The sequence below is a fragment of the Rhizobium sp. IBUN genome (assembly GCF_000510625.1).
GTDB classification, from domain to species: Bacteria; Pseudomonadota; Alphaproteobacteria; order Rhizobiales; family Rhizobiaceae; genus Rhizobium; species Rhizobium altiplani.
Genome location: NZ_AZNV01000002.1, coordinates 108,205 through 122,130 on the forward strand (window position 1 = coordinate 108,205; position 13,926 = coordinate 122,130).

Annotated in this window: 14 protein-coding genes; 5 read left to right on the top strand and 9 right to left on the bottom strand. The window is 60.3% G+C overall.

Annotated features, from left to right (window positions below; all coding sequences use genetic code 11):
* Positions 1–13 precede the first annotated feature (13 nt).
* The 4 genes from RHIBUN_RS0102555 (at position 14) to ugpC (ending at position 4,189) form a co-directional block, all read left to right on the top strand.
* Positions 14–1,273: a sugar ABC transporter substrate-binding protein gene (locus tag RHIBUN_RS0102555; protein ID WP_025658301.1), complete on the top strand. Its 1,260-nt coding sequence runs from the start codon at positions 14–16 to the stop codon at positions 1,271–1,273.
* Between the two features lie 84 nt (positions 1,274–1,357).
* The gene (locus tag RHIBUN_RS0102560; RefSeq protein ID WP_025658302.1) at positions 1,358–2,293 is read left to right on the top strand and encodes a sugar ABC transporter permease; all 936 of its coding nucleotides are present in this window, start codon (positions 1,358–1,360) and stop codon (positions 2,291–2,293) included.
* Positions 2,294–2,297: 4 nt separating this feature from the next.
* Positions 2,298–3,128 (top strand): carbohydrate ABC transporter permease, encoded by an 831-nt coding sequence (locus RHIBUN_RS0102565; RefSeq protein WP_025658303.1) that lies wholly within the window; start codon positions 2,298–2,300, stop codon positions 3,126–3,128.
* Between the two features lie 5 nt (positions 3,129–3,133).
* Positions 3,134–4,189, top strand: a complete 1,056-nt coding sequence (gene ugpC, locus RHIBUN_RS0102570) for a sn-glycerol-3-phosphate ABC transporter ATP-binding protein UgpC (protein ID WP_025658304.1) — start codon at positions 3,134–3,136, stop codon at positions 4,187–4,189.
* Between the two features lie 11 nt (positions 4,190–4,200).
* Here the strand turns inward: ugpC and RHIBUN_RS0102575 are convergent, their stop codons facing one another.
* The 6 genes from RHIBUN_RS0102575 to RHIBUN_RS0102600 form a co-directional block, all read right to left on the bottom strand.
* On the bottom strand, positions 4,201–5,028 hold the full coding sequence (locus RHIBUN_RS0102575; RefSeq protein ID WP_025658305.1) for a cell wall hydrolase: 828 nt from the start codon (positions 5,026–5,028) through the stop codon (positions 4,201–4,203).
* Between the two features lie 270 nt (positions 5,029–5,298).
* On the bottom strand, positions 5,299–6,345 hold the full coding sequence (locus RHIBUN_RS0102580) for a sulfate/molybdate ABC transporter ATP-binding protein (RefSeq protein ID WP_025658306.1): 1,047 nt from the start codon (positions 6,343–6,345) through the stop codon (positions 5,299–5,301).
* Positions 6,346–6,355: 10 nt separating this feature from the next.
* A complete protein-coding gene (gene cysW, locus RHIBUN_RS0102585; RefSeq protein WP_025658307.1) occupies positions 6,356–7,225 on the bottom strand; it encodes a sulfate ABC transporter permease subunit CysW in 870 nt (289 codons plus the stop codon).
* Complete coding sequence (gene cysT, locus RHIBUN_RS0102590) at positions 7,215–8,072, bottom strand: sulfate ABC transporter permease subunit CysT (protein WP_025658308.1); 858 nt, start codon at positions 8,070–8,072, stop codon at positions 7,215–7,217. Before cysT ends, cysW begins: the two co-directional genes overlap by 11 nt.
* An 8-nt stretch (positions 8,073–8,080) precedes the next feature.
* Positions 8,081–9,106, bottom strand: a complete 1,026-nt coding sequence (locus tag RHIBUN_RS0102595) for a sulfate ABC transporter substrate-binding protein (protein WP_025658309.1) — start codon at positions 9,104–9,106, stop codon at positions 8,081–8,083.
* A gap of 387 nt (positions 9,107–9,493) precedes the next feature.
* Complete coding sequence (locus RHIBUN_RS0102600; protein ID WP_025658310.1) at positions 9,494–9,949, bottom strand: PTS sugar transporter subunit IIA; 456 nt, start codon at positions 9,947–9,949, stop codon at positions 9,494–9,496.
* A gap of 426 nt (positions 9,950–10,375) precedes the next feature.
* On the opposite strand from RHIBUN_RS0102600, the gene RHIBUN_RS0102605 reads away from it, so the two are divergent.
* Positions 10,376–11,419 carry an NAD(P)-dependent alcohol dehydrogenase gene (locus RHIBUN_RS0102605; RefSeq protein ID WP_025658311.1) on the top strand — a complete coding sequence of 348 codons (1,044 nt, stop codon included), beginning with the start codon at positions 10,376–10,378 and terminating at the stop codon, positions 11,417–11,419.
* A 76-nt stretch (positions 11,420–11,495) separates the two neighbouring features.
* On the opposite strand, the gene RHIBUN_RS0102610 is transcribed toward RHIBUN_RS0102605, so the two are convergent.
* The 3 genes from RHIBUN_RS0102610 to RHIBUN_RS0102620 form a co-directional block, all read right to left on the bottom strand.
* Positions 11,496–12,332, bottom strand: coding sequence for a nickel-binding protein (locus RHIBUN_RS0102610; protein ID WP_025658312.1), 837 nt, complete (start codon positions 12,330–12,332; stop codon positions 11,496–11,498).
* Between the two features lie 178 nt (positions 12,333–12,510).
* The gene (locus RHIBUN_RS36265) at positions 12,511–12,756 is read right to left on the bottom strand and encodes a hypothetical protein (protein WP_156932664.1); all 246 of its coding nucleotides are present in this window, start codon (positions 12,754–12,756) and stop codon (positions 12,511–12,513) included.
* Between the two features lie 97 nt (positions 12,757–12,853).
* Positions 12,854–13,873 carry an alginate lyase family protein gene (locus RHIBUN_RS0102620; RefSeq protein ID WP_198021125.1) on the bottom strand — a complete coding sequence of 340 codons (1,020 nt, stop codon included), beginning with the start codon at positions 13,871–13,873 and terminating at the stop codon, positions 12,854–12,856.
* Between the last annotated feature and the right edge of the window lie 53 nt (positions 13,874–13,926).

The window sequence follows — 13,926 nt, forward strand, 5'->3', positions numbered from 1 at the left end:
AGGGGGAGCAAGCATGAAAAGACTGATCACCGCCACTCTACTCGCCACGATGATGGCCGGTACGGCGCTCGCCGATACCACGCTGAAACTGGTCGAGGTCATCACCAGCCCCGAACGAACCGAGACCCTGAAATCGATCGTCGGCAAGTTCGAGGCTGCAAACCCCGGCACCAAGGTCGACATCATCTCGCTGCCCTGGAACGAAGCCTTCCAGAAGTTCGCGACCATGGTCTCGGCCGGCGACACGCCAGACGTGATGGAAATGCCCGACACCTGGCTTTCGCTCTATGCCAACAACGGCATGCTCGAAAGCCTCGAGCCTTACCTTGCCAAATGGGAGCACACCAAGGGCCTGACGCCGCGCGCCCTTGAACTCGGCCGCGACGTCAAGAACACCGCCTACATGCTGCCCTACGGCTTCTACCTGCGTGCGCTGTTCTACAACAAGAACCTCTTCAAGGAAGCCGGCGTTTCCGAGCCGCCGAAGACGCTTGACGATTTCGTCGCAGCTTCCGAAAAGGTCTCCAAGCTCCCGGGCAAGTCCGGTTACTGCCTGCGCGGTGGTCCGGGCGGTCTGAACGGCTGGGTGATGTTCGGCGCGACGATGGCGGGCTCCAACAAGTTCTTCAACGAGGACGGCACCTCGACCATGAACAGCGAAGGCTGGGCAAAGGGTCTCGAATGGGTTGTCGATCTCTACAAGAAGGGCCTGACGCCGAAGGACAGCGTCAACTGGGGCTTCAATGAAACCGTCGCCGGCTTCTACTCAGGCACCTGCGCGATGCTCGACCAGGATCCGGACGCGCTGATCGCGGTTGCCCAGCGCATGAAGCCGGAAGATTTCGGCGTCACCAAGATGCCGGTCGGCCCGAGCGGCAAGGGCTTCACGACGATCGGCTTTGCCGGCTGGTCGATGTTCACCACCAGCCAGAACAAGGATCTCTCCTGGAAGCTGATCGAGACACTTGAATCGCCTGAGGGCAACATCGAGTGGAACAAGCGGACGGGCGCACTTCCGGTTCATACCTCGGCCGAGAAGGATCCCTTCTATGCGGGCGATCAGTTCAAGGGTTGGTTCGAGGAGCTGGCCGATCCGAATATTGTTCCGACCGTGATGCCGACCTACCTCGAAGAGTTCGCCTTCTTCAAGGATTCGCTCGCGATCAAGACGACCCAGCAGGCGCTTCTCGGCGACATCACGCCGAAGGAACTGGCTGACCAGTGGGCAGATTATCTGACCAAGGCACAGCAGAAGTTCCTCGCCAAGAAGTAACGGACCACCGGCGGCGGACCTGTCCGCCGCCTCCTTCCCTGTCTTGCGACGGCGCAACAAGCGCCGCAAAACGGATTTTGTCTGATGACCATGACTGCCGATACGCTGGAAAGGCGCCAGGACAGACGCCCCTGGCTGAAGCGCGTCGCCGATGCCTCCGAACCCTATCTCTACAGTGCGCCATCGCTGGTCCTGATCATTGCGGTGATGCTGGTGCCACTGGTGATCGGGGTGTCCTACGCGTTTCGTGACATCCAGCTGCTCAATCCCTTTTCGGGCGGCTTCATCGGGCTCGACCATTTCCGTGCACTCTCGCAAGATGCCGCTTTTTACGGTGCCTTGAAGAATACGCTGTTGTGGACGGGCGCCTCCGTCCTGCTGCAGTTCATCTTCGGCCTCATCCTCGCGCTTCTGCTCGACAAGCCGTTCTGGGGCAGGGGTGTCGTGCAGGCTCTGGTCTTTCTGCCCTGGGCTGTCCCATCCTTCCTCGCCGGTCTGAACTGGGCCTGGCTATTCAATCCCGTGATCGGGCCAATCCCGCACTGGCTGTTTGCGCTGGGGCTGATGAGCGAGCCTGCCAACATCCTCTCCGATCCGCACCATGCGATGTGGGGACCGATTATCGCCAATGTCTGGTGGGGCATCCCGTTCTTTGCGATCACCCTGCTTGCCGCACTGCAGGCGATCCCGCGCGATCTCTATGAGGCAGCCTCCATCGACGGCGCCGGCTGGTTCCAGCGGTTTCGTTCGATCACCTTGCCCTTCCTCGCGCCGACGATTGCCATCACCGTGCTGCTGCGCACCGTCTGGGTCTCCAACTTCGCCGACCTGATCGTCGTCATGACCGGCGGCGGACCGGCCGACCGGACGCAGATCGTCGCGAGCTACATCTTCACGCAGGCCTTCAAGCGGCTGGACTTCGGCTATGCCTCGGCAATCGCACTGGTGCTGCTCGTCCTGCTGCTCGCCTACTCGATGCTGATCATCCTGCTGCGGCAGACCCTGCTGAACAAGGATTGATGCCATGAAGCGATCCCTTCTCCCCACCATTGCGCATCGCCTGGCCATTCTCTGCTACATCGTCTTTGCGCTGTTTCCGCTGTTCTGGCTCCTCAAGGTGTCGGTGACGCCGAACGACCTGCTCTATACGGAAGGCGTCCGGATGTGGCCTTCACGGACGACCTTTGAGCATTATTCCTTCGTCATCCAGCACAGTGCCTTCCCGACCTTCTTCAAGAACAGCCTGATCGTGTCGGCCTCGACCGCCGTCGTGGTGACAATCTGCGCTTCGCTTTCGGGCTATGCCCTGTCACGCTTCAACTTCCGGGCGAAGTACTGGATCGTCGCCTTGATGCTGCTGACGCAGATGTTCCCGCTTGTCATGCTGGTTGCGCCGATCTTCAAGATCCTGACGCCACTGCACCTGACAAACAGCCTGACCGGTCTCGTCGTCGTCTACACCGCCTTCAACGTGCCCTTTGCCACCTTCCTGATGCAGTCGTTCTTCGACGGCATTCCGAAGGATCTCGAGGAGGCAGCGATGATCGACGGCGCAACGCAGTTTACGGCCTTCCGGCAAATCATCCTGCCGCTGACGTTGCCCGGCATCGCCGCAACGCTCGGCTTTGTCTTCACCGCTGCGTGGAGCGAACTGCTCTTTGCCCTCATGCTGATCAACGGCAACGACGCGGCGACCTTCCCGGTCGGGCTTTTGACCTTCGTTTCCAAATTCTCCGTGGATTTCGGGCAGATGATGGCGGCGGGCGTGCTCGCGCTCATCCCGGCCGGTCTCTTCTTCCTGCTCATCCAGCGTTATCTCGTCCAGGGCCTGACGGCCGGCGCGGTCAAGGGTTAATCAAAATGGCATCGATCGATATCCAGAACGTCAAGAAGGCCTATGGCCCCGTCAAAGTGCTGCATGACGTCGACCTCAGGATCAAGGACGGCGAGTTCGTCGTGCTTGTCGGCCCGTCGGGCTGCGGCAAGTCCACCCTGCTGCGCATGATCGCTGGCCTCGAGGACGTTACCGGCGGCGAGATCCGCATTGCCGGCAATCGCGTCAACGAGTTGCATCCGAAGGACCGCGACATCGCCATGGTGTTCCAGTCCTACGCGCTCTATCCTCACATGAATGTCGCCGGCAACATGAGCTACAGCCTGAAGCTTCGCAAAACCGCCAAGGAAAAGATCGCCAGCGCCGTCGGTGCTGCCGCCTCCAAGCTCGGCCTCGATCCGCTGCTCGAACGCCGGCCGAAGGCGCTTTCGGGCGGCCAGCGCCAACGCGTCGCCATGGGCCGTGCCATCGTGCGCCAGCCGAAAGCCTTCCTCTTCGATGAGCCGCTGTCGAACCTCGACGCGCGCCTGCGCGAACAGATGCGCGCGGAAATCAAGAAACTGCATGGCGACCTGAAGGCGACCTCGATCTATGTCACGCACGACCAGATCGAGGCGATGACGCTCGCCGACAGGATCGTTGCCATGCATGGCGGTGTCGTGCAGCAGGTCGGCAGCCCGCTCGAACTCTACGATACTCCCGCCAACCTTTTCGTCGCCGGCTTCATCGGCTCGCCAGGCATGAATTTCCTGGACGCGACCTATACAGACGGCGGGGTCCGCCTGAAGGACGGAACGGTTGTCCCGCTCGCTGCGCCGCTGTCGCTGACAAACGGTGCCAAAGTCACGCTCGGCATTCGTCCGGAGCATGTTGTGATTACCAGCGAAGGCGGTCTGAACGCGAACGTCGAATTGGTCGAGCCGACCGGTTTCGGCATCATCCTGCACCTGTCGCTGCACGGCCTGCCATTCAAGATCTTCACGCTCGACCGGGCCGCGTTGACATCCGGCCCGACAATCAACGTGTCGTTCCCGGCACAGCATCTGCACGTCTTCGATGCCGATGGAACCAGGGCGAAGTAGGGCGAACAGCCTCAGCCGTGGGCGAGGCTGCCGCGCAGAACGGCGTTATCGAAGTCCGGCCTCGGCGTCGGAATGGCGACTGGTATCACCGCGTCGGTGCTGACAGGCACGACAGCTTCCGTCGGTGCCGGAGGAGCCGGTTCCGTTCCCAAGGTCGCCACCGTCCCGGGCATCGGGATCGGCACAGGGACCGTCGTCGGAACAAGCGCCTCGAACTGCGCCGGCATCATGCTGCGGCCCGGCAGATAGTTCATTGCAACTTCATATGCGGGCAAGGGTGCTGGCGTCTGCAGCGCGCCGTCCCGGCCACGCTTCTCGTAGAACGCATTGCCGCCGGCAATCGTCACGTAGTGCATGTTGCGATATGGAAACGTCAGACCGTCCGTGTGAAAGAACATCGCGTCCTTGACGCCCGGATGCCGTTCGCCACGCAAGATTGCGTCAGCGGCGTCTGCCAGTTCAACCTCGGCCACAGGCTCGACCTCGCGCGTCATCACGCCAGGTGCAAACTGCCTCTGTTGGGCAACGACACCGCAGATTGAATCGGGATAGGCGCCCGACGTCAGACGGTTCATGACCACGGTTCCGACCGCCATGTAGCCGTCGCGATCAGAATGCTCGGATTCGAAGTACATTGCCCGCTTCAGGCAATCGCGATCCTTGGCCGTATAATTGAAGGTAACTTTGGATGATTGCGCCGCGTGCGCCGCATTCCTGGGCTTGGTGGCGTCGCTCACCACCTTCGAAGCCGGTTGCTGTGCGGTCGTGCAGCCTGCAGCAGCCACGCCCGCGAGCAAAATCCCGGCGAGAGATTTTCCCAACGATGTATGCGCCCTCAATGTCAGGTGCCCCCTATTTAGAGTAGTAAGCCCTTCTCGATTAAGTGATCGCTTTTTTACCTGCGTTTCAGGTAAATTTCAAACCCAATTAGTATCACAATTTGATTTGGGGGCCTTTCGCCCGGCTGCGCAGGGTGATTCGCACTCCTGCCGCCCACCGAAAACAAAGAGATCTACCATCGCCGGTAATGACCGCCAGGCGGATGCAACCACCGAAATCGGCCCGCGCGGCATGCTGATTCGTACCGTTATCGAGCGAGTGGACTGTCACTATGAAGCCGGCCGGAACAACTTCCACCGTGTCGGTCTGAAGGCGATCCGCGTCCGATCTAGCGCCCCTGCCTGCGAAGGCGACAGTTCGAGTTCGATGGGCGGATGTCCCTTGCCGATGTCGACCTCGATATGGCGCGTGCCGGCAACGCGCCGGCTTGTCGTCAGCAGACCGGCGATGCAACCGCCGCAGCCGTCCCGCAACTCGATATCGTGCGGCCGGAAGTAAAGCTGGGCGTCTCCATCCGCTTCGCTCTCTACCTTCAGCCCGAGCGGCCGATCCTCGAACCAGATCTCGCCGCCATTGACCCGCACGTCGAGACAGTTCGACTGTCCGACAAAGCCAAAGACGAAGGGAGAGTTTGGGTTGTCGTATACCTCGTCGGGTGTTCCGACCTGCTCGATCGCGCCCTGGCTCATGACGACCACGCGGTCGGCAAGCTCCATCGCCTCGTCCTGGTCGTGCGTGACGAAGACGGTGGTGTGGCCGGTGCGATCATGGATCTCGCGCAGCCATTTGCGCAGATCCTTGCGCACCTGGGCGTCGAGGGCGCCGAAGGGCTCGTCAAGCAGAAGCACGTTCGGCTCAACCGCCATGGCGCGCGCAAGCGCCACGCGCTGACGCTGGCCGCCGGAAAGCTGGGCCGGATAGCGCTTCTCCAGGCCGGAGAGCTGAACGAGGTCGAGAAGCTCCAGAGCCCGCCTGCGGATCTCAGCCTTGGGCGGACGCCGCTTACCATCGCGCACTTTCAGGCCGAAGGAGACATTGTCGAGCACGGTCATATGCCGGAAGAGGGCATAATGCTGGAACACGAAGCCGATATTGCGCTGCTGCACGGTCTTCTTCGATGCATCCTCGTCGCCGAAATAGATCGACCCTTCCGTCGGGCTCTCGAGACCGGCAATAAGACGCAGCAAGGTCGTCTTGCCGGAACCGGACGGTCCGAGAAGCGCAATCAGTTCGCCGGAGTGTATGTCCAGCGAGACGTCGTGCAGCGCCGGAAAGCGTTCGAATTCCTTGCGCAGGTTTTGTACGCGAACTTCCATTCTAATTCCTTCAGTGCCGTCGGCTGGCGGCGATTTCTTCGCTGTATCGCATCTCGAGCAGCGTCTTTAAAACAAGGGTCACGAGCGCAAGCAAGGCAAGCAGGGTGGCGACGGCAAACGCGCCGGTGAAATTGTACTCGTTATAGAGAATTTCCACCTGCAGCGGCATGGTGTTCGTCTGTCCCCGGATGTGACCGGAGACCACAGAAACGGCGCCGAACTCGCCCATGGCGCGGGCGTTGCAGAGCAGCACGCCGTAGAGCAGACCCCATTTGATGTTCGGCAAGGTCACATGCCAGAAGGTCTGCCAGCCACTGGCCCCGAGCGATATCGCCGCCTCTTCGTCACCCGTCCCCTGTTCCTGCATCAGGGGGATCAGCTCGCGCGCCACGAAGGGAAAGGTGACGAACATGGTCGCGAGAATGAGCCCCGGAACGGCAAACAGGATCTTGATGTTGTAGGCGCTCAGCCAATGACCAAGATAGGTATTGGCACCAAGCAACAGGACGAAGACCAGGCCCGAAATGACCGGCGAGACCGAAAAGGGCAGGTCGATCAACGTTGTCAGAAGAGCCTTGCCCTTGAACTCGAACTTGGCAATCGCCCAGGCGGCCGCCACTCCGAAAAACAGGTTGAGAGGCACGCTGACACCCGCGACGATGAGGGTCAGGCGAATGGCGGAAAAGGTCTCCTCGTCCTGAAGCGCCTCGAGGAACGGTCCCGCCCCCTTGCGGAAGGCTTCGACGAAAACGGCTGCCAGGGGCAGAAGCAGGATCAGCGTCAGGAAAGTGAGAGAGACAAGGATCAGCGTCCACCGCGCGAACCGGTGCTCGGTAACGGCGGAGCGCAGCTTTGTCGGAGCGCTGGTATCAAGTGCCATAACCATATCTCCGTCTGCTCCAGCTCTGGATGAGGTTGATGATCAGCAACATGGCAAACGAGATGACCAGCATCACGGCCGCGATGCCCGTCGCAGCTGCATAATTGTATTCTTCGAGCTTGATGACGATCAGAAGCGGCGCAATCTCCGACCGGAACGGAAGATTGCCGGCAATAAAGATCACCGAGCCATACTCGCCGACGCCGCGGGCGAAGGCGAGCGCAAAACCCGTCAGGACAGGTGGGGCGAGGCCCGGCAACAAAACGCGGAAGATCGTCTGCAGACGCGTGGCGCCAAGCGTTGCGGCAGCTTCTTCCACCTCCTTGTCGATCTCCTCCATGACGGGCTGGACCGTCCGCACAACGAAGGGAAGGCCGACGAAGACCAGGGCAATGACGATACCAAGCGGCGTGAAGGCGATCTTGATGCCGAGCGGTGTCAGGAACTGGCCGATCCAGCCATTCGGCGCATAAAGCGTTGCGAGCGCAATACCGGCCACGGCGGTCGGCAATGCAAACGGCAAATCGACCATGGCATCTATGATGCGTTTGCCAGGGAAGCGGTAGCGCACGAGCACCCAGGCCAGAACGACGCCGAAGGCGGCATTGAGGCAGGCGGCTGCGAAGGCGGTTCCAAAGCTGATGCGAAGAGCACTCAGCGTTCGAGGATCGAAGGCGATGGCCAGGAATTTTGTCCAGCCGAGCTCGCTCGACCGCCAGGCAAGGCCCGAAAGCGGAATGAGGATCAGAAGGGTGAGCCAGGTCAAGGTAAGGCCGAGCGCCATTCCAAAGCCTGGAATGACACTCGGCCGTCTGAACCGCCACCGCGTGGGGCTATATGCTTTCATGCGACGTATTATTGTGCCGGCTTGTAGATTTGGTCAAATACGCCGCCATCGCCGAAGAATTTCGGCTGCGCGTCCTTCCAGCCGCCGAAATCGTCGATTGTCGCCAGCTTCAGGTTCGGGAAGCGCGCAATGTCTGCCTTGTCGGCAGCTTCGGGCTTGATCGGCCGGTAGAAGTGCTTGGCAGCAATCTTCTGGCCTTCGTCCGAATAGAGATAATTCAGATAGGCTTCAGCGAGCTTGCGGGTGCCCTTCTTGTCGACGTTGCCGTCAACGACGGCGACCGGCGGATCCGCGCGGATCGAGAATGCCGGGGTGACGATCTCGAACTGATCGGGACCAAGTTCTTCCAGGGAGAGATAGGCCTCGTTCTCCCAGGCAAGGAGGACGTCGCCGAGGCCGCGTTGCACGAAGGTCGTTGTTGCGCCGCGCGCACCGGTGTCGAGTACCGGGACATGCTGCAGGAGCTTTGTTACATATTCCTGTGCCTTGGCGTCATCGCCGCCATTGGCCTGCTTGGCCCATGCCCAGGCGGCCAGGAAGTTCCAGCGCGCGCCACCCGACGTCTTCGGGTTGGGCGTGATGACCTGGACATCATCCTTCACCAGATCAGCCCAGTCCTTGATGCCCTTCGGATTGCCCTTGCGCACAAGGAAGACGATCGTGGAGGTGTACGGCGTCGAGTTGTTCGGGAACTTGGTCTTCCAGTCGGCAGGGATCTTTCCAGTCTTCTTGGCAATCGCGTCGATATCGCCCTCGAGGGCAAGGGTTACGACATCGGCATCAAGCCCGTCGATGACAGAACGCGCCTGTGCGCCGGACCCACCATGAGAAGCCTTGACGGTGACCGCTTCACCGGTGTCCTTCCGCCACTTCGCAGCGAAGGCGGTGTTGAAATCCTTATACAGTTCTCTCGTCGGATCGTAGGATACGTTGAGAAGCGTCTGATCCGCGAGTGCGGGAGCGACAGCCCCGATTGCGACGCTGCCCGCCAGCGCCACAGCCGCGAGAAGCCGTGTGATCCTTATGGACTGCATGGAAACCTCCTTCGTTGATGGCCGAAACTCTACCAAGTCAGTCGTATAATGAAACGAAGAATGTTTCTGTTCCTCCCTCAACTCTGGAATGGCATCCCATTTGGAAGGCACTTTGGAAATGGACTTGCTCCCTCGGGCACGCCGAACCTTCAGTGCACCCCGCAACACGGCCCGTCTGCGGGCGCTTATCCTCATCGATACTGCCGGAATCGGATCGGATGCACCGGCTGGCAGGTCCGCCGAGCGGCGAGAACCCGAAGCTGTCGCCAGCAACGAGGCGAACCATGGTCGAGAGGCATTCGGTGCGATCCTGTCTGCCGGGTCCGGGCGGCAGCCTGGCCTGCGGCTTTGGCACACCGAGCCAAATCGGAGCGATCTACCGGTTCCTCAAAGACGCGAATCCGCCAGGAAATCAGAATAGAGTTCTTCGACGGTCCTGGCCTTGCGCATGGCTGCAAGAACCCCCGGCGCCTGCAGCTGGCGCGCGATAGCCGCCAGCACGTTCAGATACTCGCCGCGGTTGGCCTCGCCAAACAGAAGCGCGAAGGCAATGTCTGTCGGCACGTCGTCGACGGCCTCGAAATCGAGTGGCCGCGCAAAGCGCACGAGCAAGCCACGCGGATGTGTCAGCCCTTCGACGACAGCGTGCGGCACGGCGACACCATTGCCGATCCCCGTCGATCCAAGGCTCTCACGGCTCTCCAGAGCCTGGATTATCTTCCTCTCCTCGACATGGAAGGCGATTGCGGCTTTCTCAGCAATATTCGCCAACGCCTTCCATTTCGTCGCCACCGACACGCCGATGAAGGTGTGCTCGGGACGGATGATCATCGAAAGTTCCATGAAGTCTCTCTTGTCGTTCGTGCGGGCGGGTCTGGGGATCAGCCAGGACTGTCGCTGTTGCCAGCCGGTTTCGTGGGTCGCCTTGGCTCCGCGTTCATAGGCTCAGACGGGATAAAGGTTCGAGCGTGATAAACGACTACAGATATAAGCACCGCATAAAGATCACCCAAGCTTCCAACCACTGATCGAGGAAAATTCAGGCAAGCGCCCAGTTAATGAATTGATCGGGGGTTCCCGGTGGACCATCGTCAGCGACAAATCGCGTCAGGTCCCGGCTGATCCGATCTCAAGCAAGTGAGCATTTGAACTTTTATTGAGCAAAAGCCTTCAAGATCGGATTGAATGCGAAGGCTTCGGATCATATAGTCCGGCCAAAGCCGCCGCGCCCAGACAAGAGCGGGCGCCAACCGGGAAGGAAACACACAAATGGCCAAAGTCCGCGCGCTGGTGCTCGAGCGCCAGCATGAACTCGCGCTTCGCGACATTGATTTGCCAATGGAGACAGGCCCGGGACAGGTGAAGATCAGGATCCACACGGTCGGGGTATGCGGTTCCGATGTGCATTACTACACCCATGGCAAGATCGGTCCCTTCATCGTCAACGAGCCGATGGTGCTCGGACACGAAGCGGCCGGCACCGTCGTCGAGGTCGGCGCCGGCGTCACGCATCTGAAAGTCGGCGACCGCGTCTGCATGGAGCCCGGTATCCCCGACCCCAACTCCAAGGCGAGTCGCCTTGGAATGTACAATGTCGACCCGGCCGTAACCTTCTGGGCCACTCCGCCGGTCCACGGGGTGCTGACATCAGAAGTCGTGCATCCGGCCAATTATACCTACAAGCTTCCTGATGGCGTCAGCTTCGCCGAAGGCGCCATGGTCGAGCCCTTCGCGGTCGGCATGCAGGCCGCAGCCAAGGCGAAGATCAGCCCCGGCGATACGGCTGTCGTGCTTGGTGCCGGTCCGATTGGCACGATGGTGGCGATTGCCGCTCTTGCCGGTGGCTGTGCTCGCGCTGTCGTTGCTGATCTGGCCCAACCAAAGCTCGACATTGCCGCCCAATATCAGGGTGTCATCCCGGTCAATATCCGCGAGAGGAACCTCGTCGAAGAAGTGGCACGCCTGACGGATGGCTGGGGCGCTGATGTGATCTTCGAATGCTCCGGCTCGCCAAAGGCCTGGGAAACCATCATGGAACTGCCCCGTCCGGGCGGTGTCATCGTCGCCGTCGGTCTGCCGGTCAATCCCATCGGCTTCGATGTCTCGACGGCCTCGACAAAGGAAATCCGCATCGAGACCGTGTTCCGCTACGCACACCAATACGAGCGTTCGATTGCGCTGCTCGGCTCCGGTCGTGTCGATCTCAAGCCGCTGATCTCGGAGACATTCCGCTTCGAGGATTCCATTGCCGCCTTCGATCGCGCCGTCGAAGCGCGTCCGAGTGACGTGAAGCTGCAGATCGTGATGGGGTAGGGCGCCGTTTTCGCAGGCTCTGTTGCGTTCATTCGGCTCGAACCTGCGCGGCGCCGACATCGATATTGCGATTTACCTACTGCGACCGAACTCCCTCGGCGTCGCTCCAGGCGCATTCGAATGCCAGCACCGGCTTCGAAAAGCCCTTGAGACGTCGGCGCGATGCGTTGGCGAATAGATCGGAGGCTCCGTGCTCCCTGAAGATATTCTCCGATACGAGTATCTGATCGACTCCGGCTGCCGCACAGAGCCGAGCGGCGAGCTGCACAGTCGAGCCGAAGAGATCGTGGCTGTCTTCGATCGGCTCGCCGCAATCAAGGCCGATACGAACGTGAATGGGCTCCGGCGTTCCGCTGTTATAGCTGGTGAATTCGCGCTGGATGCTCATGGCACAGCCAACGGCAGCGTGCGTCGAAACGAACGAGGCCATGATCCCGTCGCCGGTATGCTTCACTTCCCGACCCTCGCATTGTGCCAGGCAACGGCGCACGATCGCATCATGCGCTCGCACCAGTTCCGCAGCCATGCGGTCGCCAAGGCGTGATGTCATCTCCGTCGAGCCCACGATATCGGTAAACAGGATCGCCCTGTGCCCGGCATCCCTTTCGGCCCCGGGCTGGCCGGCCTTCTGCTCGGGCTCGTGAATGCGCCCAAGGAATGCCTCGACCGCCGACAATGCCACCTCGACCACTTCACCGGCGATAAATCCATGTGCCTCGCGATGCACGCATTGCGCGGTCTCGGCGTCCGGCGCATCGATCAGGCAAAACGCCGTTCCGCGCCGCTGGTCATACCAATAGGTGAGGAACTTCACCCCATACCGATCCTCGACAGCCAGATCCCTGCGATGCGCCTCGGCTATATCTTCGGCGGATGTCCCCGCAAGATCATGCCGGTCCATGAAGATAGCCACGTGCGTGCGTCCTTCGGAGAGCCCCTCAGCATTGGTGGCATCTTACGCCTTTGGCACCATCAGGTCCACATGAGGGGAGGGTGGCGCATCAGCGGGCGTGCCAGAACGCCTTGCTGACAGGGGCCGGCCGCTGGATACTCACACCGCAGATCGCGGAAAACATGGCCGCTGACCGACGTCAGAAAACGCAGCCTCGTGCCTCAAGCCGCATCTTTCTTCTCAATATGATTTCGTTACTTTTGCCTGAGTTTTTCGCTTTTGCTATCAGCTTTGCGCAGGCCTTCGGACTGAGCCTGGATTGACTGTCAGGCGCAACATATCCGCTTTGTTGTTGCGGGGCAGTGGGCGGAGCAGCAAGAACCGGATTAAAGGTGAGTGCGGCCACGGCACTGAACGCGATCCCAAATGCCAGGTGCTTTTTCAACGCGACCTCCCTATTGATTGGTTGTTGAGGATAGGTTGCAAGCCCCCGCCTTTGGCCGTCAGTCGTGGTAAAGCAGGGCGTTCCAGCTATCCTGCACTCATTTTTTCGACTTCGCGGAATACTGACTCGTCAAGTTTCCGCCGAGGTTCGAATTGGATAGCGGCCGGTAGCGCTCGGCGAGCCGTGTCGCTTTCTCACTTTGCCGAAACTTCAGATAGGGTTCCAGCCATGCGATCTGGAAGGGTTCGAGTTTTTCCTTGCCAGTCGAAAATGTCTGTTCCGTGCCTGCCTTGGCCGCAGCCAGCTCTGGCTTCTGCAGTGCGGACAGCGTGAAATCAACGATCCGGTCGAGCTTGCCCTGGCACACGCTGAAACTGTCGTTGAACTTCGCATTGAGGAGTGCCGCATTGACGACAAGAGGACCCACCGCATGAAGCTGGTAATGGAGCGCCTTGTCGCCCCGCTTCATCTCCAAGGGCAGTCCGCCGTCATCGTCTGCCGAGCATATAACCATTTCATTCGTTTTTGCGCCCCAACTGGAAAGCTGGTCATTGTCGGTTGCAACGCCGATCTGGCCAACGGCGAGCCCTGCCCAGGCCCGTAAATTGTTTCGCGAAGCCATTTTCGGCGCGTCTTCGTCGAAGAATGTCATGAGCTCCACGCCGAGAGACTGAAGCCAGGTTTCGATCGCCTTCTTCTGTTCGTCGTCGGGCGGCGTGACGGCCTTTGCGTCGTAGTAGGATATGGCCATTCCTGCCACTCGCGGCGAGATCGCAAGCTTGGCATTGAGCGTGCCGAGGTCGGAAAGTGCGCCGGCATCCGCCCAACTCGATAGCGCACGATACAAACAGCGGTTCGTTTCGTCCCGCGTCGAAGCCTTCGGCGACTGGTCGGAAAGATTTGCCAGGCTCCTGACATAGACGTCGATCGGCTTCAACGCCTTGTCGACGGCCGCGTCTGCATTCTCGTCGATGTCGGAACGAGACTTGTCATTGCTTTCATATCGGCTGCCCAACTCCAGGCTGACCACAGGTTTTCCGACGCTTGGGCACTTTACGGCCGCCAGCGCGTAGGGCGGTGCAGCAAGCAGGCCCATTGTCATGATGATAGATGGCAACTGCCACTTTCGGCGCCGATTGACCCGACCTTCGCATGGTGTCCAAAACCGCA